The organism is Streptococcaceae bacterium ESL0687, assembly GCA_029392475.1.
Lineage (GTDB): Bacteria > Bacillota > Bacilli > Lactobacillales > Streptococcaceae > Floricoccus.
In genome coordinates, this window is the sequence record CP113940.1 from 47,717 (window position 1) to 69,979 (window position 22,263).

Below are 22,263 nucleotides of genomic sequence, written 5' to 3' on the forward strand. Positions count from 1 at the left end.
AAGAAGTCCTCAGGACTTCTTTTTTATTTAATAGCTTGTAAGTAATCATCAAAGATTTGATTTATTTCAGCTTGACTTTCAGCCTGGTTGATCGCAACTTTTACCTTGGCAGCACGGGGAGCTCCTTTTAGGTAATAGGCTGCGTGTTGGCGGAACTCGCGGGCACCGATATCTTCACCTTTTAGGTCAATCAAACGACTCAAATGAAGCTTTGCAATATTTATCTTTTCTTCAACTGATGGCTCTTCTAAAAGTTCACCTGTTTTAAGGTAGTGGTTGGTCCTGTGGAGCATCCAAGGGTTACCTAGGGCAGCACGACCAATCATAACGGCGTCACAACCAACTTGATCAATCATTTTTTTAGCATCTTCAGGTGTACGAACGTCCCCATTTCCCATGAAAGGAATGGTTAATTTGTCAGCTACCTTGGCTAAAATATCCCAGTCAGCGTGTCCTTCATACATCTGAACTCTTGTTCTTCCGTGCATGGCAAGGGCTGAAGCACCTGCAGCCTCAGCTGCTAGAGCATTTTCTACAGCATAGAGGTGGTCAGTATCCCAACCTGTACGCATTTTGACAGTTACTGGAATATCAACGGCACTTGTTACAGCTGAGACCATTTCATGGACCTTGTTTGGATCAAGGAGCCAGCGGGCACCGGCTTCAGCCTTTGTTACTTTGGGTACAGGGCAACCCATATTGATATCAATCATATCAACTGGCGTGTTTTCTTCAACAAATTTTGCAGCCTCAACAAGGGTTTCCTTGTCACCACCAAAAATTTGCAGGCTGATAGGATGTTCTGTTTCATCCATTTCAAGCATGGAAAGGGTCTTTTTATTACGGTGTTGGATACCCTTATCTGAAATCATTTCAACAACGACAAGACCAGCACCGAATTCCTTGGCAGTCATCCTGAAGGCCTTGTTTGAAATTCCAGCCATTGGGGCTACAACAACCCGGTTGGGGATTTCAACATCTCCTATTTTCCAGGGTGAGTTGTATTTACTATCCATTTGCATTGATAATCTCCTTTAGATCATTTTCAGTGAATTCATAGTGTTTATTACAGAACTGGCAGGTAACCTCAGCCCCGTGATCTTCTTCAATCAGAGCTTCAAGTTCTGCACGGCCAAGACTTGCAAGACCATCAGCGAAACGCTCGCGTGAGCAGTCACATTTATAAGCTAGAGGACTTTCTTCAAGAATTTTATAAGCATCACTTCCGTAAATGGCAGAAAGCATTGAAGTGAACGGATCTTCTTCTTCAAGTAAAACTGAAATGGCTGGCATTTTTTGAACGTGCTCTTCAAAGCGCGTGATTTCTTCTTCTGTTGCATCAGGCATGACTTGGAGTAAGAATCCACCAGCTACCTTAACACTTCCATCTTCATTAAGAAGAACATTTAGTCCAACAGCACTTGGAGTTTGCTCACTAACAGTAAAGTAGTAGGCCAGATCCTCTCCAATCTCTCCTGTTACAAGTGGTACCTGTCCAGTATAGGGATTTTTAAGACCCATATCTTTTACAACAGCAAACCAGCCTGGGGCAAGGATTGGTCCTACAATAACTTCACCAGTTGAATTTTTCTTGTAGTCAATCTCTGTATTTTTCATATAGCCCTTAACGTGACCATGGGCGTCAGCTACAGCAATAATTGGTCCTACGACCTCACTGTCAGGCAGGATGCGGAGGGTAATCTTATCTTTTCCCTTTTGGTTGGCCCCAAGAATTAAGGCTGAAATTAAGGTGCGACCTAGGGCCACAGTTGATGTTGGCCAGGTCTGATGTATTTTTTGTGCTACTTGAACAGTTTCTGTAGCGTCTAAAATAAAGGCACGAAAGTGTCCATTATCTGATATTGTTTTAATTATTTTATCCATGATTAATCTCCTTACTTGTAAGATTATTACAAGGTATTCTAACACATTTTATATACTTTTACCTGAAATCAATATCAATTTAATCTTTTTGACTAAAATGATAAGAAAGATGCTTCTTTTTTTGATATAATAAAATGTAACTAAGTAGAAATTAGGGAGATAATTATGCCATCAGTTGTTGTTGTAGGTACCCAGTGGGGTGATGAAGGTAAAGGAAAAATTACCGACTTTTTAAGTGCAAATGCAGAAGTAATCGCACGTTATCAGGGTGGAGACAATGCCGGACATACGATTGTTATCGACGGATTTAAATATAAACTTCATTTAATTCCATCAGGAATCTTTTTCCCAGAAAAAATTTCTGTTATCGGAAATGGTGTGGTAGTAAATCCAAAATCATTAGTTAAAGAGATTGCGTATTTACATGAAAATAATGTTACAACAGATAATCTACGTATTTCTGACCGTGCTCATGTAATCTTACCTTACCACATCAAACTTGACCAGCTTCAAGAAGATGCTAAGGGAGATAATAAGATTGGTACAACAATCAAAGGGATTGGGCCAGCTTATATGGATAAGGCAGCGCGTGTTGGGATCCGTATTGCAGACCTTCTTGACCGTGAAATCTTTGAGGAGCGTTTAAGATCTAACCTTGAAGAGAAAAACCGTCTTTTTGAAAAGATGTACGACTCAGAAGCGCTTGATTTTGATGAAATCTTTGAAGAGTACTATGAATATGGTCAACAAATCAAAAAATATGTGACTGATACATCAGTTATTTTAAATGATGCCCTTGACAGTGGTAAACGTGTTCTTTTTGAAGGAGCCCAAGGGGTTATGCTTGATATTGACCAAGGTACTTACCCATTTGTTACTTCATCAAATCCTGTAGCTGGTGGTGTTACTATTGGTTCAGGTGTTGGTCCTTCAAAAATTAACAAGGTTGTCGGAGTGTGTAAAGCATACACTAGCCGTGTAGGAGATGGACCATTCCCAACTGAGCTTTTTGATGAGACTGGTGAGCGTATCCGTGAGGTTGGTCATGAGTACGGAACAACAACAGGACGTCCGCGTCGTGTGGGATGGTTTGACTCTGTTGTTATGCGTCACTCACGCCGTGTATCTGGAATCACAAATCTTTCACTTAACTCAATTGACGTTTTAAGTGGTTTACCAGAAGTTAAAATCTGTGTGGCTTACGAGCTTGATGGTGTAAGGATTGACCACTATCCAGCAAGCCTTAAAGATTTACAACGTTGTAAACCTATTTACGAGACTCTTCCAGGATGGGATGAGGACATTACAGGCGTTCGTTCTCTTGACGAACTACCAGAAAATGCTCGTAACTATGTGAGACGTGTTGGTGAACTTGTTCAAGTTCGTATTTCAACCTTCTCAGTAGGACCAGACCGTGATCAAACTAATGTTTTAGAATCAGTTTGGAGCCTATAAAATATTCCAAGTAAAAAGGAGCTTTCTCCTTTTTATTTTGTTCTTTTCAAGTAAAAGCCCTTGACGGATCTTTGAAATTAGGGTAAGATAATAAGCGGTATTGTTTACCACCATTTTTTGGCCCCGGAAACCGAAAAATAATGAGAGCAAGGAACGGCACTCACGTAAACAAAGACAGAAAATAATAGGAGATATCATGAACAAAACTACATACATGGCTAAGCCAGGTGAAGTTGAGCGCAAATGGTACGTTGTTGACGCAACTGATGTACCTCTAGGACGCCTTTCAGCAGTTGTTGCAAGCATCTTACGCGGAAAAAACAAACCAACATTTACACCACACACTGACACAGGTGATTTCGTTATCGTTATCAATGCTGAAAAAATCAAACTTACTGGTAAAAAAGCAACTGATAAGATCTACTACCGTCACTCAATGTACCCAGGTGGTCTTAAATCAACTACAGCAGGTGAATTACGCGATAACAAACCAACTCGCCTAATCGAAACTTCTGTAAAAGGTATGCTTCCACACAACACTTTAGGACGTGCTCAAGGTATGAAACTTAAAGTATTTGCAGGTAGCGAACACAACCACCAAGCACAAAACCCAGAAGTGCTTGATATCACAGGCTTAATTTAAGGAGGGCTGAACATTGGCACAAGTACAATATCTCGGCACAGGACGCCGTAAAAACTCAGTAGCTCGTGTACGTTTAGTACCTGGTACTGGTAAAATCACAGTAAACAATAAACCTGTTGAAGAATACATCCCACATGCTGACCTACGTTTAGTAATCAACCAACCATTTGGTGTTACTCAAACTGTTGGTGCATACGATGTTTTAGTTAACGTTCACGGTGGTGGATATGCTGGACAATCTGGAGCTATCCGTCACGGTATCTCACGCGCTCTTCTTGAAGTTGACCCTGACTTCCGCGCTGAACTTAAACGTGCTGGACTTCTTACACGTGACGCTCGTATGGTTGAACGTAAGAAACCAGGTCTTAAGAAAGCTCGTAAAGCTTCACAATTCTCAAAACGTTAATATTACTGGTTCTTCTCTCCGAGAAGATACAGAATTATATATGTTTAAACACCCACCATTGGTGGGTGTTTTTTTGTTATAAATCAAGTAAATAATTTAGTTATAAATATTTTTTCTGGTATAATAATACAAATTCGAAGATGGAGAACTAAGATATGTGTTTGATATGTGACAGGATAGAGCTGATAAAGGCTGCTAGTAATCCTTATTTCGTAAAGGAACTTGCGACGGGGTATGTCGTCTTGGGAGACAACCAGTATTTTAGGGGCTATACAATTTTTTTATGCAAGAACCATAAAAGTGAGCTTTTTGACCTAGATCCTGAATTTAGGAGGAAATTTTTAGACGAAATGTCCCTTGTTGGTGAAGCTGTCTACAAGGCTTTTGATGCTGAAAAAATGAACTATGAACTCCTGGGTAATGGAGATAGCCATCTGCATTGGCATCTTTTTCCAAGGATTTCTGGAGATATTGGAAATTACGGCAATAAGGGAAAAGGTCCTGTTTGGTGGTACCCTATGGAGAAAATGTACGACGATTCAAATATACCAAGTGGTGAAGAGTTGAATGCTTTGAAGGATAAATTATCAAAGGAGTTGGATAAGCTTTTTTGATGAAGGAAAAGTCTTAATAAATATCTATTTTTACAATCCAAAACCCCGTCACTACTAATGATGGGGTTTTAAGTTATTTAGTTATTCCCAGAATTTTTCCTGGCGTAATCAATGGCATTTTGGCAAGCATTAATAAAGGTTCCACTAGTGTCTCTTTGAACCCTTTTAGATCCTGTGTCATAATTTTCCTTGTCTGTCATATAATCACGAAGAAGCTCTTCTTTAGTAAAAAGATGCTTGGTTACATCGAGGAAGGAATATCCACTTTGTGCACTCTGATTTACTACACCAAGCACAGGTGTCACACCTCTATCATCCATAGCAAGTTGAAAATAAGGATGTCCAGATCCAGCCCCACTTGAAATTCGGAAAAAGACATTATTGCTGGCATCCACTACATATACCATTCCAAGTCCCATCATTCCTTTATAATTTTTCACTCTGGAATCAACGGTATTTGCAAATAGAAGCATCCTAGTTTCAACAGGCAGGGCATCAAATGCCCTATTGGCCTCTTCTCCAGTAATCAGGGGTATACTTTCAGCCTGTTTTCCTAATGAGTTAGGTGAAATCATCTCTTCAAACTGTTTTTTAAGAGCCCCACTCATATCCTGGACTACATGACCAGCAGCATTGTCATAGCTTACTTGGTCGGTGTAATAATCATCTAACATTTCCTCCTTGGTAAAAAGATGCCTAGTAACATCTACATCTTGTATGGTTACTTGATTTTGGTATTGATTTTTATTGACTCCATCAACTGGAGTTATCCCATTATCATCCATGTATAACTTGTAAATAGTCATTCCTAAAAAACTATCAGACTGATTTGTTAAATTGATGTAAACATTTTGGCCGTCAATAGCATAAGTTAGTGTATATCCATCAATACCTGGATTATTTTTAATGCTAGAACTCACAGTATTAGCGAAAAGTATCATTCGCACGGTAACAGGTAGAATATCAAATTTATCAGTAATTTCTTTTTGTGGATCATCGCTAGAACTTGTACTATCTGTACTTACTATATTGTTGCTAACAACTTCACTGCTGCTAGATATACTTGATGAGCTTTCAATTTGGACGTTTTTCCCTTTGGAACAGGCTGTGAGGATTGAAAGTATTAGTAGTAACAGTAAATACGGATTTCGTTTTTTCATAAATTTCCTTCAAATAAAATTTGTTATTATTTTTATTATAAAATAATAACTTAAAAAAAGTAAATTATTGTTTGATTAGGCTAATAATTGAATAAATTTGTGAGTTCAAATATAATAAGCCAAACGATTTATTAGTATATAGAAAGGAGCAACTTATGAAAAAAACTAGTCATTTTGGTGTGTATGGGGTTTCCTTTAATAGTAAGGGCGAGCTTCTTTGTATCGAGAAGACTCTGGGTCCTTACAAGGGGCGTTTTGACCTTCCAGGTGGCAGTCCAGGAAGCGGGCGAAGGGCTTACCGAAACTCTTGTTCGGGAGATTTTGGAGGAAACGGGCTTTACCGTTTTAACTTACTCAAATCCAAGAATCTATGATGCCATGGTGAGGATTGAAAATAGCGATTTTTTCGTCTATCATATTATGGCCCTTTACGATTTTAAAATTAATGAGGCCATCCCGCAACAATCACTTCCACCTCTTGTAGAAGATGGTCTTAATGACTCCCAGGCAATTAAGTGGCTTTCCTTTGATCAGATAACCCCTGACAATTCATCCCCTCTTGTCCTAAAGATAAAAGATGAATATTTAGGAAATCCTGTCCTGGATAAAAGTGTCTATGACGGGTGGGAGGTTAAGTAAAACAAAAACTACCAAAATTACTTGGTAGTTTTTGTTTAATCTATCTCTTTTATAAAATCGCCAATTTTTTTAACAATCCCTGTCACAAGAGCATTACCCATAAAGAACATACGCATACGGTCGGTTACTGGTTTTATTTGTCCATTTGCATCCTTCTTTAGTGCAGTCCAATCTTTAGGGAAATCTTGTAAGCCTTCAGCTTCGATTGGGGTGAGAAGGCGGTAGCGGTTATTTCTATAAATTAGGTGTGTTGACCTATTTACAGATCCTTCTGATGTAAGCATGGTACGTCCTGGTAATTCTTCACTATCATAAGGTGACATTCCACCTTCTGAAAAGATGTAAGAATGTCCATCGGCTGATGTTCTTTCAATTTTTTTAGGTCCTCTGAGGTATTTGAATTTTTCTAATTTCTCAGAATCAGTTAGATAATATTTTTCAGCAACATCAACCTCATCTTGAAGAACATCTCCCAGGGTAAGCCTTGTCCCGTCATAATCGGCTGCTGTTTCAATTGTATAATACTTACCGTGCCTCATAATTCCTGTATTCCAGACTTGACCTGTAAAGTTATCTGAAACTTCGACGATATCCTGAGGAAGCTCATAGAAGGCACGGCGATCTTTTACAGCTAAATTTTTGACAGGAAATTGACTTGCAAAAAGTCCATCGTGGAAAATATAATTGTCATAGTTGTTTTCAATGAATACTTTATCTGTATTTTCGAAATCAGAATCAATTTTTTGTGCAAAACTCGTATCATTTCGGTAAACGAAGAAGAAAACTCTCCTTCGTCTTTGGCTGCGCCCATATTCAGCTGCGTTAATAACTCGCCATTCGACTGAATAATTAAGGTCATTAAAGGCCTTAAGCATGATAGCAAAGTCACGCCCTCTTTGTTTTGAAGGTGATTTTAAAAGACGATCGACATTTTCAAGAATTAAGTATTTAGGTTTTATAATTTTTGTAGCTCTTATAATATCCCAAAAAAGAACCCCCTTTTTTCCTTCAAGCCCCATCTCATTTTTTTTCGTCCGGGCTACGGAATAATCTTGGCAGGGAAAACCGCCGACAATCATATCAGCGTCCATTGCCTTGAATTCTTCATCTGTAATATCAGAAATACTGATATTTATATTTTCGCTATCTTCAAAGTGATAGTTATATACTTCATAGGCATCCTGAGATTTTCTTGATGGTTCCCATTGGTTTGACCAAAGAGTTTTGAATATATTAGAATCAGAATTTTCAAGACCTATCCTGAATCCACCTACTCCTGCGAATAGTTCTAGAATTTTCATGTTTATGTCTCCGTTTGTAGTTTATTGATATATTATATAAAAATAAATACGAAAGATCAAGGAATTTATATTTAAATATATAATAATAATATTCATCAAAAAATAATCTTTGAATTTGTTATAATTAATTAAATATTTTAAGGGGATGAATATATGGATAGCTATTTATTTGATTATGACGATGAGAGTGTTGATAGTTTAGTTGAATACTCAGAAAACCTTCTTGGGAAAAAGTTTAGCGAAGTTATTGATGAATATGAAAAAAATCCTTATGAAACTTATGAAAATCGTTCTTTGAATATAGTGTGTGAGGATAGGATAAGTACTCGTATCAATCCCAAATCAAAGGGTCAATACGGTAATTATATGGAACGCTATTTTTATGGTTATGAACCCAATAATGACCGTGGAGCGGATTTTCCAAAGATTGGTGTTGAACTTAAGGTCACACCTTTTAAGGTCAATAAAAATGGTAGTCTAAGTGCCAAGGAACGGCTAGTTTTGACAATCATTAACTATATGACTGAAAATTTGGATGATTTTTATGGTACCCATATGTGGGAAAAATGCGAAAAAATTCTCCTTCTTTTTTATAACGGTTTGATAAAAGAACGTACTGTGACTGAGTATGTTATTGAAAAGGTCTTTTTATACGAATGGTTTGAAGAGGATATGGAAGTAATCCTTGAAGACTATAAAAATATTACGGATAAAATTAAAGCTGGGCGGGCTCATGAGCTTTCAGAATCAGATGGTAATTATCTTTCTACATGTACTAAGGGTGCCGGAAAGGGAAAAGACTTACGTGAGCAGCCTTTTAGTGATATTTTAGCCAAACAAAGAGCCTGGGAATTAAAATCAAGTTATATGACCTATCTGATTAATAACAAAATTTTTAATCAGGAAGATCAGGAAAGTGTCGTTAAGAATTTTAGGGGAGAAAAGAAGCCGTTTACGGAAATTCTTACCGAAAGAATTATGCAGTATAAGGGCATGTCTTTAAATGCTCTCTGCGATAAATTTGATATTAAATTAAAAACTAAAAATGCTGGTAACCTTTTAGTGAAAAAAATTATGGGCTTGTCTAAGAATGTTGATGAAACCAAAGAATTCCAGAAGGCTAACATGATTTTAAAGGTAATTCGTGTAAATAAAAATGGTCTTCCAAAGGAAGACATGTCATTTAAAAATTACCAATTTAAAGAACTTGCAGAAAATGATGATTGGGAGCAGTCACAGCCTTATTTAGAGATTTATAGTAGAAAATTTTTATTTGTAATTTTTAAGGAAAATGATTCTGGAGATTATATACTAGATAAGGTTAAATTCTGGGGCTTTCCCGAACGCCAGCTTGATGAAGTTAAAAGGGTTTGGGAGGAAACAAGATCCATTATTAATGAAGGAGTAAAACTTACTCAAAATAAAAATATTGTAGCAACAAACTTTCCACAAAGTAGAAAAAACAAGGTAATGTTTACTAAAATTCATGCTCAAAATTCATATTATGAGATTACTCCTGGAAATTTTGTCGGAAAGGGAAAATTATCTGATACTTATGAACTTCCGGATGGAAGAAGGATTACAAAACATTCATTTTGGTTGTCAAAAAAATACCTCAAACAAGTTTTTGATGGCGAGTGGGATTAATCTTTATTAATTCTATATACAAAGGAGCACTACAATGACGAGAAAATCTGTTATTTTAGGGGTCGTTTTGATTTTATTTATAAGTTATCTAGCCATTATTCTTAAGAACAAGTACTTGGTTGGGCTTGGGATTTTGGGAGTATCGCTTCTTTGTTTTTCTATGGCCTATGCCATAGGTATAAAGCATGATTACTCCCTCTTGAGTATTGATTTTGGTCCCAGTTGGCGGCGTTTTTCAGCCGTCTTCCTCCTCTTTATTGCTCTTGTAATATTGGTTGGAGGAGTCTATTTGATTTTTTTCTACCAGGGTCCTATGACTTTTTAAAGACCTTTTAAAAACTACTAGAAAAATCTAGTAGTTTTTTTATTTTTTAATTCGGTTTATGGAAGATTTGGTGGCAATGATTAAATCTTTTTTATTTTGCTTACGAAAATTTGTAGGACTTGTCGAATAGCGTTTTTTAAAGGCATTGCTAAAGGAGTAGGAGTCGGGGAAACCTACAGCACTTGCAATCATTTGAATGGAGTAGTCAGAGTTCAAAAGAAGGGAGATGGCCTGATTCATCCGCAGGCTCATAAGATAGGCTTGAGGCGACATGCCGTATTCTTTTTTAAAGATGGAATAAAGGTAGCCTCTTGAAAGACAACTTAGGTTGTATCTAGAGGGTTTTCTTCTGATTGAGGATTTTAATAACTTAGAGGCAAATATCATTGATCTTGCCAATAAAAAAGAGCGGGAATCCATTATGTCCCGCTTGGTTGAAAGAAGATATCATTAATTTGTAAATATAAATAATAGTAGATTCAATTCTTCTGACTTATAAAATTTGGATTTACAAGGATAAAGATTGCAAAAAATAAAATTAAGAGAAAGGCTAGTAGCCAGAAAAACTTCCCTAATTTTGTAGTTGGATTGAAGGTAAGTCCCCAGCCAAAGACTTTTGGAACAAAAAGTTTTTGGCTTTTATGTTCCGGTTTTTGATAAAAGGACCTGCAGGCAAAGTAATCTGCTCCAATCAGAGGAAGGCAGGTAAAAAGCATCGAAAGGACTAGAATCTTTAATGTTTTTGGATCTTTAAAAAAGACAGTCAGGATACAAAATAGTAGAATGAGGATGAAGGAAATCCAGGTAATCCAGAGGGAAACCTTTTGGGTAGCATTATAATTTTTAGTCATGGGAGCTCCTTTAAATGTTTGCTGATGTTTGACGTGAAACATTTTGTTTTACTTTATTATACACTATATATTTAAAAGGAGGTTCTTGTGAATAAAAAAATAATTATGTGGGTCTCCCTATCATTCACCTCCCTTTTTATCCTCCTTCTAACCCTTGCTGTTTTGGCCATGTGGGTTTACCCAAGGTCAACAGCCTTTGTTCTCAATAAGGCGGTCTTTAAAGCAGAAACGGCTATAACGGATGAGGAAAACAACCAGAAGAATAAGACTAATATTACAACTCAAGAGGATTTGGTCTATCCGTCAGCTCATAAGAACAATACCTTTGACCTTTATTATCCGGCCTCAGTTGAGGGCCCTCTTCCCCTTTTAATCTGGGTTCACGGAGGAGGATATCTAGGAGGTGACAAGGAAATTGTTAAGGAATTTGCGGCCAAACTTGCAGCGGATAATCAACTAGCCATCCTTTCAATGAACTATGAATTAGCACCAGAATCTCAATATCCTAATCAACTAAATCAGGTTGACGAGTTGACAAAGTATTTACTGGAAAATAAGGAAGTTTTCCCCTTAATCAGTTTTGAAAGTATTTTTTACGGAGGAGACAGTGCAGGTGCTCAAATAGCCCTTCAATACCTTCTTACTCAAACAAATGAGACTTATGCTCAAGAGATGTCTCTACCCCAGAGGATAAGTAGGGATAAACTTAAAGGGGCAATTTCCTACTGCGGTCCTGTCAATCTTGTAAACTTAATTGACAGGTATGGAAATAATCAAGTAATAAGCTTTACAATAGCCAGTGTGTCATGGTCAATTATTGGAAGTAGGGAATGGCAGACAAGCCCTCAAATTCAGCAGGCGAGTATTGCCCAACATGTGGATTCTAATTTTGTTCCAACTTACATAACAGATGGCAACTATTATTCCTTTGAAGACCAAGGAGAGTCTCTTAAAGAAAGGTTAGACCAGCTGGGTGTGGCCAATCAGTCCCTCTTCTTTACGGATGTTGAAGGTTCCGTTGGACACGAATATCAATTTGATTATTCAACAAGCCAGGCTGCCAAATGTTTTAAGGAGACAGAAGCCTTTTTAAACAAGTACAAATAATTAAAAACTTTACAGATTACTTTACATATTTGTAAATCAACTTGTAAAGGGGTGCTAAATTTTGCTTAACTTTAGGTTTTTATCTTCTTTTATGATAGGATGGAACAAAGATTTAGGGAGGTTTTATTAAATGGATCTTTATGAAAGTTTAACCAATTTGATTTATCCGTTTTTTAAATTGTTTGTAGTCCTATTAAATGTCATTGCCGTAGCCATTTTAATCTATGGTTCTGTCTTGGGGATTATGGAATTTATTAAATCTCATCGGAGTAAGATTTCAACGACGGAAGCTATTGAATCCAACCAGCATATAAAAAATCATCTGGCTAGCTATATCCTACTTAGTTTGGAAGTTCTGATTGCATCTGATATCATTGAATCAATTGTTCACCCGACCATGCAGGATTTATCAAAACTGGCCTTTCTAGTTGTGATCAGAACGGTCATTTCATTCTTTCTTAACAGGGAGATTGAGGACGAAGGAAAGATTGATAAGAAGGCCAAATAGAATTTTAAAGGCAATTCCTAAGGGAATTGTTTTTTTGTGCCTTTTTTTGTGAAAGATATAGCTAATATTTGTAAACGATTACATTTGATGGTAGGATGGCTTTATGAAATTGAAAGGTAGGATTTATTATTATGTCTAATTCGTTTAAGGAAAACTTTTTGTGGGGCGGAGCAGTTGCTGCTCACCAGCTTGAAGGGGGCTGGCAAGAAGGTGGCAAGGGTGTTAGTGTAGCTGACGTTATGACAGTCGGAACACCTACAAAATACCGCGAAATTACTGAGGGTATCCTTGAAGGTGAGTATTACCCAAATCATGAGGGAATTGATTTTTACCACAGATACAAGGAAGATGTAGCACTTTTTGCTGAAATGGGCTTTACATCTTTTAGAACTTCCATTGCTTGGACAAGAATTTTTCCAAATGGAGATGAAAGTCAGCCAAATGAAGAAGGTCTTAAATTCTACGATGATCTTTTTGACGAATGTTTAAAACATGGAATTGAACCAATTGTAACTCTGTCTCATTTTGAACTTCCATACAATCTTGTTACCGAATATGGTGGTTTTACCAACCGTAAAGCAATTGACTTCTTTGTAAACTTCGCAACTGTTTGTTTCGAAAGATATAAAAACAAGGTTAAATACTGGATGACCTTTAACGAAATCAACAACCAAGCCAACTACAATCTTGATTTTGCACCATTTACTAACTCAGGTATTGTTTACAAGGAAGGTGATGACCGTGAGGCAATCATGTACCAGGCAGCACATAATGAACTTGTGGCTAGTGCCCGTGCTGTAAAAATTGGTAAAAAAATAAATCCAGAGTTTGAAATTGGTTGTATGATTGCCATGTGTCCAATCTATCCAGCAACATGTAAACCATCTGATATCCTTGCTGCCCAAAAAGCTATGGAACTTCGCTATTATTTTGCAGATGTTCACTGCCGCGGTGAATATCCTGCCTACATTCTTAAAAATTGGGAACGCAAGGGAATTGACATTGAAATCTCTGAGGAAGACAAACGTGATCTTCTCGAAGGAACTGTTGACTATATCGGATTTAGCTACTACATGTCATTTGCCATTGAACACAAGGGCGGTAAATCTTACTACGACTACGATGAAGAAAATGATTTAGTTAGAAATAACTATGTAGAGGCTTCAGACTGGGGTTGGCAGATTGACCCAGAAGGTTTACGCTATTCGCTAAATTGGTTTACAGACATGTACAAGAAGCCATTATTTATCGTTGAGAATGGATTCGGGGCTTACGATAAGGTTGAAAGTGATGGTTCAATACATGATGAATACAGGATTGACTACCTAAGAGCCCACATCGAACAAATGCGTTTAGCCGTTGTAGAAGACGGAGTTGACCTTATGGGTTACACACCTTGGGGCTGTATTGACCTTGTATCTGCGGGAACAGGGGAGATGGAAAAAAGATATGGTTTCATCTACGTTGACAAAGATAATAAGGGTAATGGAAGTCTTGAACGTAGCAAGAAGGACTCATTTGACTGGTATCAAAAGGTTATTAAATCAAATGGAGAAGATCTAGCTTAATTTACATCAAGTTTACAAGCTTTACATAAAGGAGATAAGATGGAAGAGAAAATGACAAGAGAAGACTTACAGATGGTTGCCTTTAACATCATTTTACACAGTGGTAATGCAAGAAGTCTAATTAACGAAAGCCTAAGAGCCATGAGAGAAGGGGATTTTGATTTAGCCCACGAGAAGATGGATGAAGCAAATAAAGCCCTAGTTGAAGCTCACCACTCGCAGACAAAGTTATTACAAGACTTTGCAAGCGGTCAAAAAATTGAAATTGAAATTATCATGGTCCACGCTCAAGACCATTTGATGACAACAATTACCTTACAAGAGGTTGCTAGGGAACTTGAGTACCTTTACAAGCAAAATCAAGAAATTATGGCTAAGGTTAAAGTAGGTTAAAAGTAGGTTAGTAGGAGAAAGTTAGTATGGAAAGAAGTGAACGGCAGAAGAAAAAGCAGGAATTTGCAATGAAAAACATGTACTTTAATCGGTTTATGTTAATCAGGTATGTGACGGCATTATTCTTTTTCTCAAATTTATATTGGGCAATTTTTGCACTAGGAACAAGGAGTATTCTTGCTGTTATACCAGTATTTTTACTTGTTTTAAGTATCCCTGTTCTTTTTGAACATGTAAACCTCTACGGAAGCCATGCTAACATTTTACCTGCAACAAAAAGATACTATCTATTGCAAGTTATGATGAATGTAATTTCCCTACTTTTAGTTCCAACTCCCATCTTTAGTCAACTATTTGGCTTTATGAAAGATACCAGGGAGGCAAGAATATTTTCTAGTTCAGTCCTTATATTAGGGATTTTGATTGGCGCTTTAATCCTCTTAAGGCTTAAAAAAATTAGGCTTAATGAAGATCGTCAATTTGTAAGAATTAAGAGATACGAGGAAATTATGACTACGAGAGGAGTTATGTAATGAATAAATTTATGAGTTTCTTAGAAAATCATTTCATGAAACCAATGGGTAAGGTTGCCCAGTATAAGTTTGTCCGAGCGATAATGGCTGCAGGGCTTGCCACGATACCATTTACAATTGTTGGTTCCATGTTCCTGGTATTAAATATTCTACCAACAGCCTTTCCGGCCCTTGAAGGATTCTTTGAGAATACCTTCTTCAGGTTTAGCGATCTTTACATGATTGCAAATACAAGTACCATGGGAATTTTATCCCTCTACTTTGCCCTTGTTATGGGTTATGAGCTTACTAAAATTGAAGCTCAAGAGGCTAAGTTAGATGTGAGTCCAATCAACGGAGCCCTACTTTCAATGTTTGCTTTCTTCATGTGTCTTCCAGAATTAATTTTTTCAGATGGAAAGCTTACCTTGATTGAGGTTGTTACTGAAGATGAAAAAGTTATCCAGGGTGTTAGGATGGCAGGTACCATTGAAAGACTTGGGACAACAGGAATTTTTACAGCTATTATTATGGCAGTTGTGGCAACACAAATCTACTTCCTATGTATAAGAAAAAATTGGATTATTAAAATGCCTGATACAGTTCCAACTGGTGTGTCAAGATCATTTACAGCCCTTATCCCAGCTTTTGCGGTAGCCTTTGCAGTTTTAATCATCAATGGACTATTAGTCCTAGCAGGAACAGATATCTTTAAAGTAATCGCCATTCCATTTGGTTTTGTAGCTCACATTACCAACAGCTGGTGGGGGCTTATGATTATCTACTTCCTAATTCATGCACTATGGATTCTAGGTATCCACGGAGCAAACATTATTAACCCATTTGTAATGCCTTTCCTACTTACTAATATGGCAGCAAATGTTAATGGTGCTAACCTTCCGTTTGCTGGAGAATTCCAAAACTCATTTGTTGTCCTTGGAGGATCAGGTGCTACCCTAGGTATGGTAATCTTTATTGCCTTCTTTGCCAAATCAGAGCAGCTTAAAGTTTTAGGTCGGGCTTCTGTTGTCCCAGGTTTCTTTAATATTAATGAACCAATTATCTTCGGGATGCCAGTAGTTTATAACCCCTACCTTGCTGTACCTTTCTTCCTAGCACCAATGGCGTCAGCAACCATTGCCTACTTCTCAATTAAATTTGGTCTAGTTCATCCTATTATCGCTCAAACGCCGTGGCCAACTCCTGTTGGGATTGGTGGCTTCCTTTCGACAGCTGACTGGAAAGCAGTTATTCTAGCCCTTGTAACAACATTTGTAGCCTTTCTGATTTGGTTACCGTTTATTAAAATTTATGATAAAAAACTCGTACAAGAAGAAAAAGGAAATGCATAAAAAGAAGCCCTAGGGCTTCTTTTTTTAATTGCCTAATCACTTAATTTCTAGCTAATCAGCTACAGCTCAAGGTGTTATATGATAAAAACATCACAATATATATTGTGAATTAATTTACAGTGTAGTATAATTTTTCCTGTTATGTAAAAAAATTAACAATCTTTAGGGAAGAAAAGGCAGGGTACTAGAAGGTGCTTGGAGATAAATTTTTATGGGGCGGGGCAGTTGCTGCCCATCAACTTGAAGGCGCTTGGAATATTGATGGCAAGGGAGTCAGTGTGGCCGATGTGATGACAGTAGGTTCCCCTAAGGAACTAAGGAAAATCACAGATGGCATAAAAGAAGGATATTATTATCCCAATCACGAGGGAATTGATTTTTACCATCGTTATAAGGAGGACATAGCACTTTTTGCTCAAATGGGCTTTAAGTGTTTAAGAACTTCCATTGCCTGGACTAGAATTTTCCCAAAGGGAGATGAGGAACTTCCAAATGAAGCTGGTCTTAAATTTTATGAAAATTTATTTAAAGAGTGCAAAAAATATGGAATTGAACCTGTAGTAACCCTGTCTCACTTTGAATTTCCCTACCACCTGGTTACTGAATATGGTGGTTTTAGGAACAAAAAATTAATTGATTTTTATTTAAATTTTGCTGAAACCTGCTTTAAACGTTACAAGGATCTTGTAACCTATTGGATGACCTTCAATGAGATAAGTAATCAAATAAATTTTAATCAAGATTTTACCATGTTTACAAATGCTGGAATTATTTTTTCAACTGGTGAAAATAGGGAAGAAATCATGTACCAGGCAGCCCATTATCAGCTTGTTGCCAGTGCTCGTGCGGTAAAAATTGGTAAAAAAATCAATCCAGACTTTCAAATCGGTTGTATGGTTTCTATGTGTCCGATTTATCCTGAAAGTTCTAAGCCAAGGGACCTCTTAGCCTCTCAAAAGGCCATGCAGCTTAGGACCTATTTCACCCATGTCCATGCCAGAGGTTATTATCCGGAGTATATCCTTAAAAGCTGGGCTAAAAAGGGTTTAAGGATTGAGATGACTTCAGAGGATTTATCAGCTCTAGCAGATGGGGTAGTTGATTTTATTGGTTTTAGTTATTATAAATCTTTTACCATCAGAGGACGAGATACGGGTGATTTATATGATTATGATGAAGCCCAAGATTTGGTTAAGAATAGCCATCTAAAAACCAATGCTTGGGGTTGGCAGATTGATCCTGAAGGTCTTCGTTATGCCTTAAATTGGCTAAGGGACATGTATCAAAAACCATTGTTTATTGTTGAAAATGGACTTGGAGCACTTGATTATTTGGAAGCAGATGGGTCAATAAATGATGACTACCGGATATCTTACTTAAGGGAGCATATCAGGCAAATGAGGCTGGCTGTTGAAGAGGATAAGGTTGATTTAATCGGTTATACCAGTTGGGGGCCAATCGATTTGATTTCTGCGGGTACTGGCGAGATGGATAAGCGCTGTGGTTTCATCTATGTTGACCGTGATAATAAAGGCCAAGGAACTTTGAAAAGGATTAAGAAGAAATCTTTTTACTGGTACCAAAAAGTTATTGCCACTAATGGGCAAGATTTAAATTAGTTTACAATTGGGAGTTTTTAACTAACTTAATTAAATAAATGAAAAGGAAATAAAGTGGATAAAAATAGTAGGATAATTGATTTTCTTGAAAATAATTTTATGATGCCTTTGGCGCGTCTATCAAGGACGAAATTTGTTCGTGCCATTATGGTTACAGGATATACGGTTCTACCCTTTACAATCTTAGGGTCGATGATTTTAGTATTGAATGTTTTACCTCAAGTTTTCCCTTCCCTTAATGTATTCTACGAGGCGACAATCTTTAAAGCCAGTGATCTTTATATGACAGCAAATACCTGTACCATGGGAATTCTTTCCCTGTATTTTTCATTAATTATGGGGTATGAATTGACAAAGATTGAAGCTCAAGAAGAAAAGCTCGATGTTAGTCCCATGAATGGTGCCCTGCTCTCAATGCTTGCCTTCTTTATGTGTTTACCTGAGTTAGTTCTTACGGACGGGAAGATGAAGCTTGTTAATGTAATCAGTGATAATGAAACTATTGTCAATGGCTTTAGAATGGGGTCAACTGTTCAAAGGCTTGGGACGGTTGGTATCTTTACAGCAATTATTATGGCCGTTATTTCGACTCAGCTTTACTTCCTTTGTGTGAGAAGAAAATGGATTATTAAGATGCCAGAATCTGTTCCCCTGGGTGTATCTAGATCATTTTCTGCCATGATTCCAGCCTTTCTTGTAGCTTTTTCCGTACTTATTATTAATGGAATTTTGGTGGCTTTGGGTACTGATATCTTTAAGATGATCTCGATTCCCTTTAGTTTCATTGTACATACAACAAATGGCTTTTGGGGACTTATGCTGGTCAATTTTCTAGTTCATGCCCTTTGGATAGTGGGAATCAACGGAACTGGAATTATCGGACCCTTTATTACTCCCATCTTTTTGGCAAATATGGCAGCTAATGTGGACGGAGCTCATATTCCCTTTGCTGGGGAATTTCAATCAGTCTTTGTCTATATGGGAGGATGCGGAAGCACTTTAGGGTTAACAATTTTTATTTCAATTTTTGCTAAATCCAAGCAATTAAAAATACTTGGGAGAACAGCTCTTGTCCCAGCAATTTTCAACATCAATGAGCCAATAATTTTTGGAATACCTGTTGTTTATAATCCTTATTTGGCCCTTCCTTGGTTTTTAGCTCCTATGGCATCTGCGACCCTTGGTTATCTGGCAATTAATCTTCAGTTAGTTAGACCCGTTATTGCATTAACTCCCTGGCCTCTTCCCTTAGGGATTGGTGCCTTCCTAGCAACCGCAGATTGGAAGGCTGTGATTTTATCATTAATCTGTACGGTTGTTTCCTCTTTGATTTGGTACCCCTTTATTAAAATATACGATAAAAAACTTGCAATTGAAGAGTCTGGATCTATGACTGAGCAGTCCATGTATATAGAAAAAGAAGCCTAGGCTTCTTTTTATTTTCTGTATTTTTTATTTTCTTTGATTTCTAATCTTCTTTGATCAAGAGCCCGTTCATATCGGCCTTGATCTCCTGGTTGATAGTAGTGGGCTTTCTTGATTTTATCTGGAAGGTACTGTTGGTCCACCCAGTGATTTGGATAGTCGTGGGGATACTTATAACCAATTGCCTTACCAAGCTTTTTGGCTCCCTCGTAATGTCCATCTTGCAGGTGATTTGGGATTTCTAAGGCTCCGTGTTTGTGAAGATCTTTGAGGGCTGCATCAATGGCCTTGTAGGCAGCATTTGATTTAGGTGAGAGGGCCAAATCAATTACTATATTAGCCAGGATAATTCGCGCTTCTGGAAGGCCAATCCTTTCAACAGCACCAAGAGCGGTCACAGTACGGCTACAGGCCTCAGGGTTTGCTAGACTTATATCTTCATAGGCTATAACAGTAAGCCTTCTAATAAGACTTATTAAATCCCCACCTTCAATAAGTCTTGCCGTATAGTGAAGGGCAGCGTCAACATCCGATCCTCTAATTGATTTTTGGAGGGCACTTAGAAGATTATAGTGGGCGTCTCCGTCCTTATCAAAGGAGAAAGCCTTTTTCTGGAGGCTGTTTTCCATATCATTTAAGGTTACATGGTGGTCCTTGCTTGAAAGGACTGCAAGTTCTAAAGAATTGTAGGCACTCCTCATATCACCGCCAGTTGAATGGACTAAAAAATCTAGGGCGTCATCGTCTATTTCTACATTAAAGTCAAAGCCTCTTTCTTTATCGCTAGTTGCTTCACCTATGGCCTTTTTAATGTCCTCAGGACTTAGGGGATGAAGTTCAAAAATTTGAACCCTACTTCTAATGGCTGGAAGGACTGAAAAATAGGGATTTTCCGTTGTTGCACCGATTAGAGTAATTTCTCCATTTTCGAGGAGAGGTAGGAGGAAGTCTTGTTTGGGTTTATCAAGTCTGTGAATTTCATCTAAAAGAAGAACCAGTCCCCCCGAAAACTTTGCTTCCTCAGCAATTTCTTGTAGCTTCTTTTTACTATCAGTAGTGGCATTAAAGGTTCTAAAGGCCATATTCGTAGTTCCAGCAATAGCACTTGCGATGCTAGTTTTTCCGATGCCGGGAGGTCCGTAGAGAATCATTGAAGAAAGTAGGCCAGTCTCAACCATTCTTCTAATGATTTTCCCCTCACCGACCAGGTGTGTTTGACCAACAATTTCATCAATATTTCTAGGTCGCATCCTTCTTGCTAAATTTTGCATGGGTACCTCCTCCTGTCTTCTATCCTAATAGTAATAGTATCACTTTGGGTCAATAATTTCCAAGTTTCGATTTTTCAGCATTGTAACCTTCAATATGTTAAAATTAGGGGAGATAATAATACGATTGGAGAAAAAATGGCAAAATTAGATTTTTTAGATGTCCTTGACTCTAAACTTGATAAAAATTTCCCTTATGATTACCAAATCAACTGGGACAAAAAAAATCACGCAGTAGAAGTAGCCTTTTTACTAGATGCTGAAAATAAGGATGGAATTACCATTGTAGATAGTGATGATGTTGAATCATCTGACAACATTATTTATGAGGATGCAATAGTTCTTGTAAATCCCACAAAATCAAAGGTTGATCCTGAGGATTATCTGGCTGTAATCCCTTATGGCGATAAGGGTTTATCACTTGAATTTATTGATATGCTTGTAGGTTTTTTAACTGAGGTAGCCCATACCGGTCTTGACGATTTGATGGACTTTTTGGCAGACCCTGAAGCTGAAGAATTCTTCCTAAAATTTGACACAGAAGACTTCAACAAACAATCTACTGAACTTGTGGAAACTGAATTCTACAAGTACCCACGCTACTAGGAGGTAAACATGGATAAATGGCAGGAGGTCAAGGTTGAACTTGGCCGTGAAGCTGTAGAAGCAGCAAGCGAAATTATGATCAACTCAGGGGCCCAAGGTCTTGCGATTGAAGACAGCGCAGACTACCTGGACCACGAGGATAACTTTGGGGAAATCATGCCTGAGGTTGAACAAACTGATGTGGTAACAATTGCCGGTTACTACCCAGAAACAACAAATGTTCCTGAGGTTCTTCTTGAGGTTGAAGAAAAAATCAAGGGGCTCTCAGAATTTGGGATTGAAGTAGGTGAGGTTAAGGTCTCAGCCGAACAACTTTCAGAAGAAGATTGGGCTGACTCATGGAAGAAATACTATGAGCCAACAAGAATATCACATGATTTAACAATCGTTCCAAGTTGGACTGACTACAATCCTTCGAACCCGGGTGAAAAAATCATCCGCTTAGACCCTGGTATGGCCTTTGGTACAGGGACTCACCCAACCACTAAAATGTCACTCTTTGCCCTGGAGCAAATCCTGCGCGGTGGGGAAACTGTCCTTGACGTTGGTACTGGTTCTGGTGTCCTTTCTATTGCATCATCTCTTCTTGGGGCAGGTGAGATCTATGCCTATGATCTTGATCAGGTGGCAGTAAATGTGGCCCAGGAAAATATCGACCTAAATGAAAACATGACAAACATCCATGTTTCAGCAAATGATCTACTAAAAGGTGTTGACCAAGAGGCTGACGTAATCGTTGCAAACATTCTGGCTGACATCCTGGTCTTCATGACTGAAGATGCCTACCGTCTGGTTAAAGACAATGGTTATCTGATCATGAGCGGAATCATCGAAAGCAAGTGGGAGATGGTGCGCGCCGCAGCTGAAAAAGCTGGCTTCTTCCTAGAAACCCGCATGCAACAGGGTGAGTGGAATGCCTGCATCTTCAGAAAGACTGATGACATCATGTCAGTAGTCGGCGGATAATTCATAAATCAAAC

At 37.9% G+C, this 22,263-nt stretch carries 23 protein-coding genes and 1 pseudogene; 17 read left to right on the forward strand and 7 right to left on the reverse strand.

The annotated features are described in order from the left end of the window. Positions 1 to 23 precede the first annotated feature (23 nt). Together dusB and hslO are read right to left on the reverse strand one after the other, a co-directional pair. Positions 24 to 1,022: a tRNA dihydrouridine synthase DusB gene (gene dusB / locus OZX60_00235; GenBank protein WEV45227.1), complete on the reverse strand. Its 999-nt coding sequence runs from the start codon at positions 1,020 to 1,022 to the stop codon at positions 24 to 26. Continuing rightward, complete coding sequence (gene hslO / locus OZX60_00240; protein WEV45228.1) at positions 1,009 to 1,884, reverse strand: Hsp33 family molecular chaperone HslO; 876 nt, start codon at positions 1,882 to 1,884, stop codon at positions 1,009 to 1,011. Before hslO ends, dusB begins: the two co-directional genes overlap by 14 nt. Positions 1,885 to 2,049: 165 nt before the next feature. On the opposite strand from hslO, the gene OZX60_00245 reads away from it, so the two are divergent. The 4 genes from OZX60_00245 (at position 2,050) to OZX60_00260 (ending at position 5,002) form a co-directional block, all read left to right on the forward strand. Further along, a complete protein-coding gene (locus OZX60_00245; protein WEV45229.1) occupies positions 2,050 to 3,339 on the forward strand; it encodes an adenylosuccinate synthase in 1,290 nt (429 codons plus the stop codon). Between the two features lie 196 nt (positions 3,340 to 3,535). Then, positions 3,536 to 3,982: a 50S ribosomal protein L13 gene (gene rplM / locus OZX60_00250; protein WEV45230.1), complete on the forward strand. Its 447-nt coding sequence runs from the start codon at positions 3,536 to 3,538 to the stop codon at positions 3,980 to 3,982. A 13-nt stretch (positions 3,983 to 3,995) separates the two neighbouring features. Then, on the forward strand, positions 3,996 to 4,388 hold the full coding sequence (gene rpsI / locus OZX60_00255; GenBank protein ID WEV45231.1) for a 30S ribosomal protein S9: 393 nt from the start codon (positions 3,996 to 3,998) through the stop codon (positions 4,386 to 4,388). Positions 4,389 to 4,543: 155 nt separating this feature from the next. Next, a complete protein-coding gene (locus OZX60_00260; GenBank protein WEV45232.1) occupies positions 4,544 to 5,002 on the forward strand; it encodes an HIT family protein in 459 nt (152 codons plus the stop codon). Between the two features lie 77 nt (positions 5,003 to 5,079). Here OZX60_00260 and OZX60_00265 read toward each other — a convergent pair whose 3' ends face one another. Then, entirely contained in the window at positions 5,080 to 6,162 is a 1,083-nt protein-coding gene (locus tag OZX60_00265; protein WEV45233.1) for a hypothetical protein, read from the reverse strand. A gap of 155 nt (positions 6,163 to 6,317) precedes the next feature. Here OZX60_00265 and OZX60_00270 point away from each other — a divergent pair. Further along, positions 6,318 to 6,801: pseudogene (locus tag OZX60_00270) on the forward strand (NUDIX hydrolase). Positions 6,802 to 6,836: 35 nt separating this feature from the next. Here the strand turns inward: OZX60_00270 and dcm are convergent. Next, positions 6,837 to 8,102 (reverse strand): DNA (cytosine-5-)-methyltransferase, encoded by a 1,266-nt coding sequence (gene dcm, locus OZX60_00275; protein WEV45234.1) that lies wholly within the window; start codon positions 8,100 to 8,102, stop codon positions 6,837 to 6,839. A gap of 153 nt (positions 8,103 to 8,255) precedes the next feature. Here dcm and OZX60_00280 point away from each other — a divergent pair, with 153 nt between their 5' ends. Further along, the gene (locus OZX60_00280; protein WEV45235.1) at positions 8,256 to 9,749 is read left to right on the forward strand and encodes a Sau3AI family type II restriction endonuclease; all 1,494 of its coding nucleotides are present in this window, start codon (positions 8,256 to 8,258) and stop codon (positions 9,747 to 9,749) included. 34 nt (positions 9,750 to 9,783) lie between these two features. Then, entirely contained in the window at positions 9,784 to 10,074 is a 291-nt protein-coding gene (locus OZX60_00285; GenBank protein WEV45236.1) for a hypothetical protein, read from the forward strand. A gap of 39 nt (positions 10,075 to 10,113) precedes the next feature. Here the strand turns inward: OZX60_00285 and OZX60_00290 are convergent, their stop codons facing one another. After that, positions 10,114 to 10,461: a helix-turn-helix transcriptional regulator gene (locus tag OZX60_00290; protein ID WEV45237.1), complete on the reverse strand. Its 348-nt coding sequence runs from the start codon at positions 10,459 to 10,461 to the stop codon at positions 10,114 to 10,116. 92 nt (positions 10,462 to 10,553) lie between these two features. Next, entirely contained in the window at positions 10,554 to 10,925 is a 372-nt protein-coding gene (locus OZX60_00295; protein ID WEV45238.1) for a hypothetical protein, read from the reverse strand. Between the two features lie 87 nt (positions 10,926 to 11,012). Between OZX60_00295 and OZX60_00300 the strand changes: the two genes are divergently transcribed. The 8 genes from OZX60_00300 (at position 11,013) to celB (OZX60_00335) (ending at position 19,412) form a co-directional block, all read left to right on the forward strand. After that, entirely contained in the window at positions 11,013 to 12,032 is a 1,020-nt protein-coding gene (locus OZX60_00300; GenBank protein ID WEV45239.1) for an alpha/beta hydrolase, read from the forward strand. A gap of 130 nt (positions 12,033 to 12,162) precedes the next feature. Continuing rightward, positions 12,163 to 12,540: a DUF1622 domain-containing protein gene (locus OZX60_00305; GenBank protein WEV45240.1), complete on the forward strand. Its 378-nt coding sequence runs from the start codon at positions 12,163 to 12,165 to the stop codon at positions 12,538 to 12,540. Positions 12,541 to 12,671: 131 nt separating this feature from the next. Next, the gene (locus OZX60_00310) at positions 12,672 to 14,108 is read left to right on the forward strand and encodes a 6-phospho-beta-glucosidase (GenBank protein WEV45241.1); all 1,437 of its coding nucleotides are present in this window, start codon (positions 12,672 to 12,674) and stop codon (positions 14,106 to 14,108) included. A 51-nt stretch (positions 14,109 to 14,159) separates the two neighbouring features. Further along, complete coding sequence (locus tag OZX60_00315; protein ID WEV45845.1) at positions 14,160 to 14,501, forward strand: PTS cellobiose transporter subunit IIA; 342 nt, start codon at positions 14,160 to 14,162, stop codon at positions 14,499 to 14,501. A 26-nt stretch (positions 14,502 to 14,527) separates the two neighbouring features. Further along, complete coding sequence (locus tag OZX60_00320) at positions 14,528 to 15,034, forward strand: hypothetical protein (GenBank protein ID WEV45242.1); 507 nt, start codon at positions 14,528 to 14,530, stop codon at positions 15,032 to 15,034. After that, positions 15,034 to 16,365, forward strand: coding sequence for a PTS cellobiose transporter subunit IIC (gene celB, locus OZX60_00325; protein ID WEV45243.1), 1,332 nt, complete (start codon positions 15,034 to 15,036; stop codon positions 16,363 to 16,365). Before OZX60_00320 ends, celB (OZX60_00325) begins: the two co-directional genes overlap by 1 nt. A 191-nt stretch (positions 16,366 to 16,556) precedes the next feature. Further along, positions 16,557 to 17,984, forward strand: coding sequence for a 6-phospho-beta-glucosidase (locus OZX60_00330; GenBank protein WEV45244.1), 1,428 nt, complete (start codon positions 16,557 to 16,559; stop codon positions 17,982 to 17,984). A 72-nt stretch (positions 17,985 to 18,056) separates the two neighbouring features. After that, the gene (celB, locus tag OZX60_00335; GenBank protein WEV45846.1) at positions 18,057 to 19,412 is read left to right on the forward strand and encodes a PTS cellobiose transporter subunit IIC; all 1,356 of its coding nucleotides are present in this window, start codon (positions 18,057 to 18,059) and stop codon (positions 19,410 to 19,412) included. Positions 19,413 to 19,420: 8 nt separating this feature from the next. Here celB (OZX60_00335) and OZX60_00340 read toward each other — a convergent pair whose 3' ends face one another. Further along, positions 19,421 to 20,680 (reverse strand): replication-associated recombination protein A, encoded by a 1,260-nt coding sequence (locus OZX60_00340; GenBank protein WEV45245.1) that lies wholly within the window; start codon positions 20,678 to 20,680, stop codon positions 19,421 to 19,423. A gap of 135 nt (positions 20,681 to 20,815) precedes the next feature. On the opposite strand from OZX60_00340, the gene OZX60_00345 reads away from it, so the two are divergent. Further along, positions 20,816 to 21,283, forward strand: a complete 468-nt coding sequence (locus OZX60_00345; GenBank protein ID WEV45246.1) for a DUF3013 family protein — start codon at positions 20,816 to 20,818, stop codon at positions 21,281 to 21,283. Positions 21,284 to 21,292: 9 nt separating this feature from the next. Beyond that, positions 21,293 to 22,249 carry a 50S ribosomal protein L11 methyltransferase gene (gene prmA / locus OZX60_00350; protein ID WEV45247.1) on the forward strand — a complete coding sequence of 319 codons (957 nt, stop codon included), beginning with the start codon at positions 21,293 to 21,295 and terminating at the stop codon, positions 22,247 to 22,249. Positions 22,250 to 22,263 lie beyond the last annotated feature (14 nt).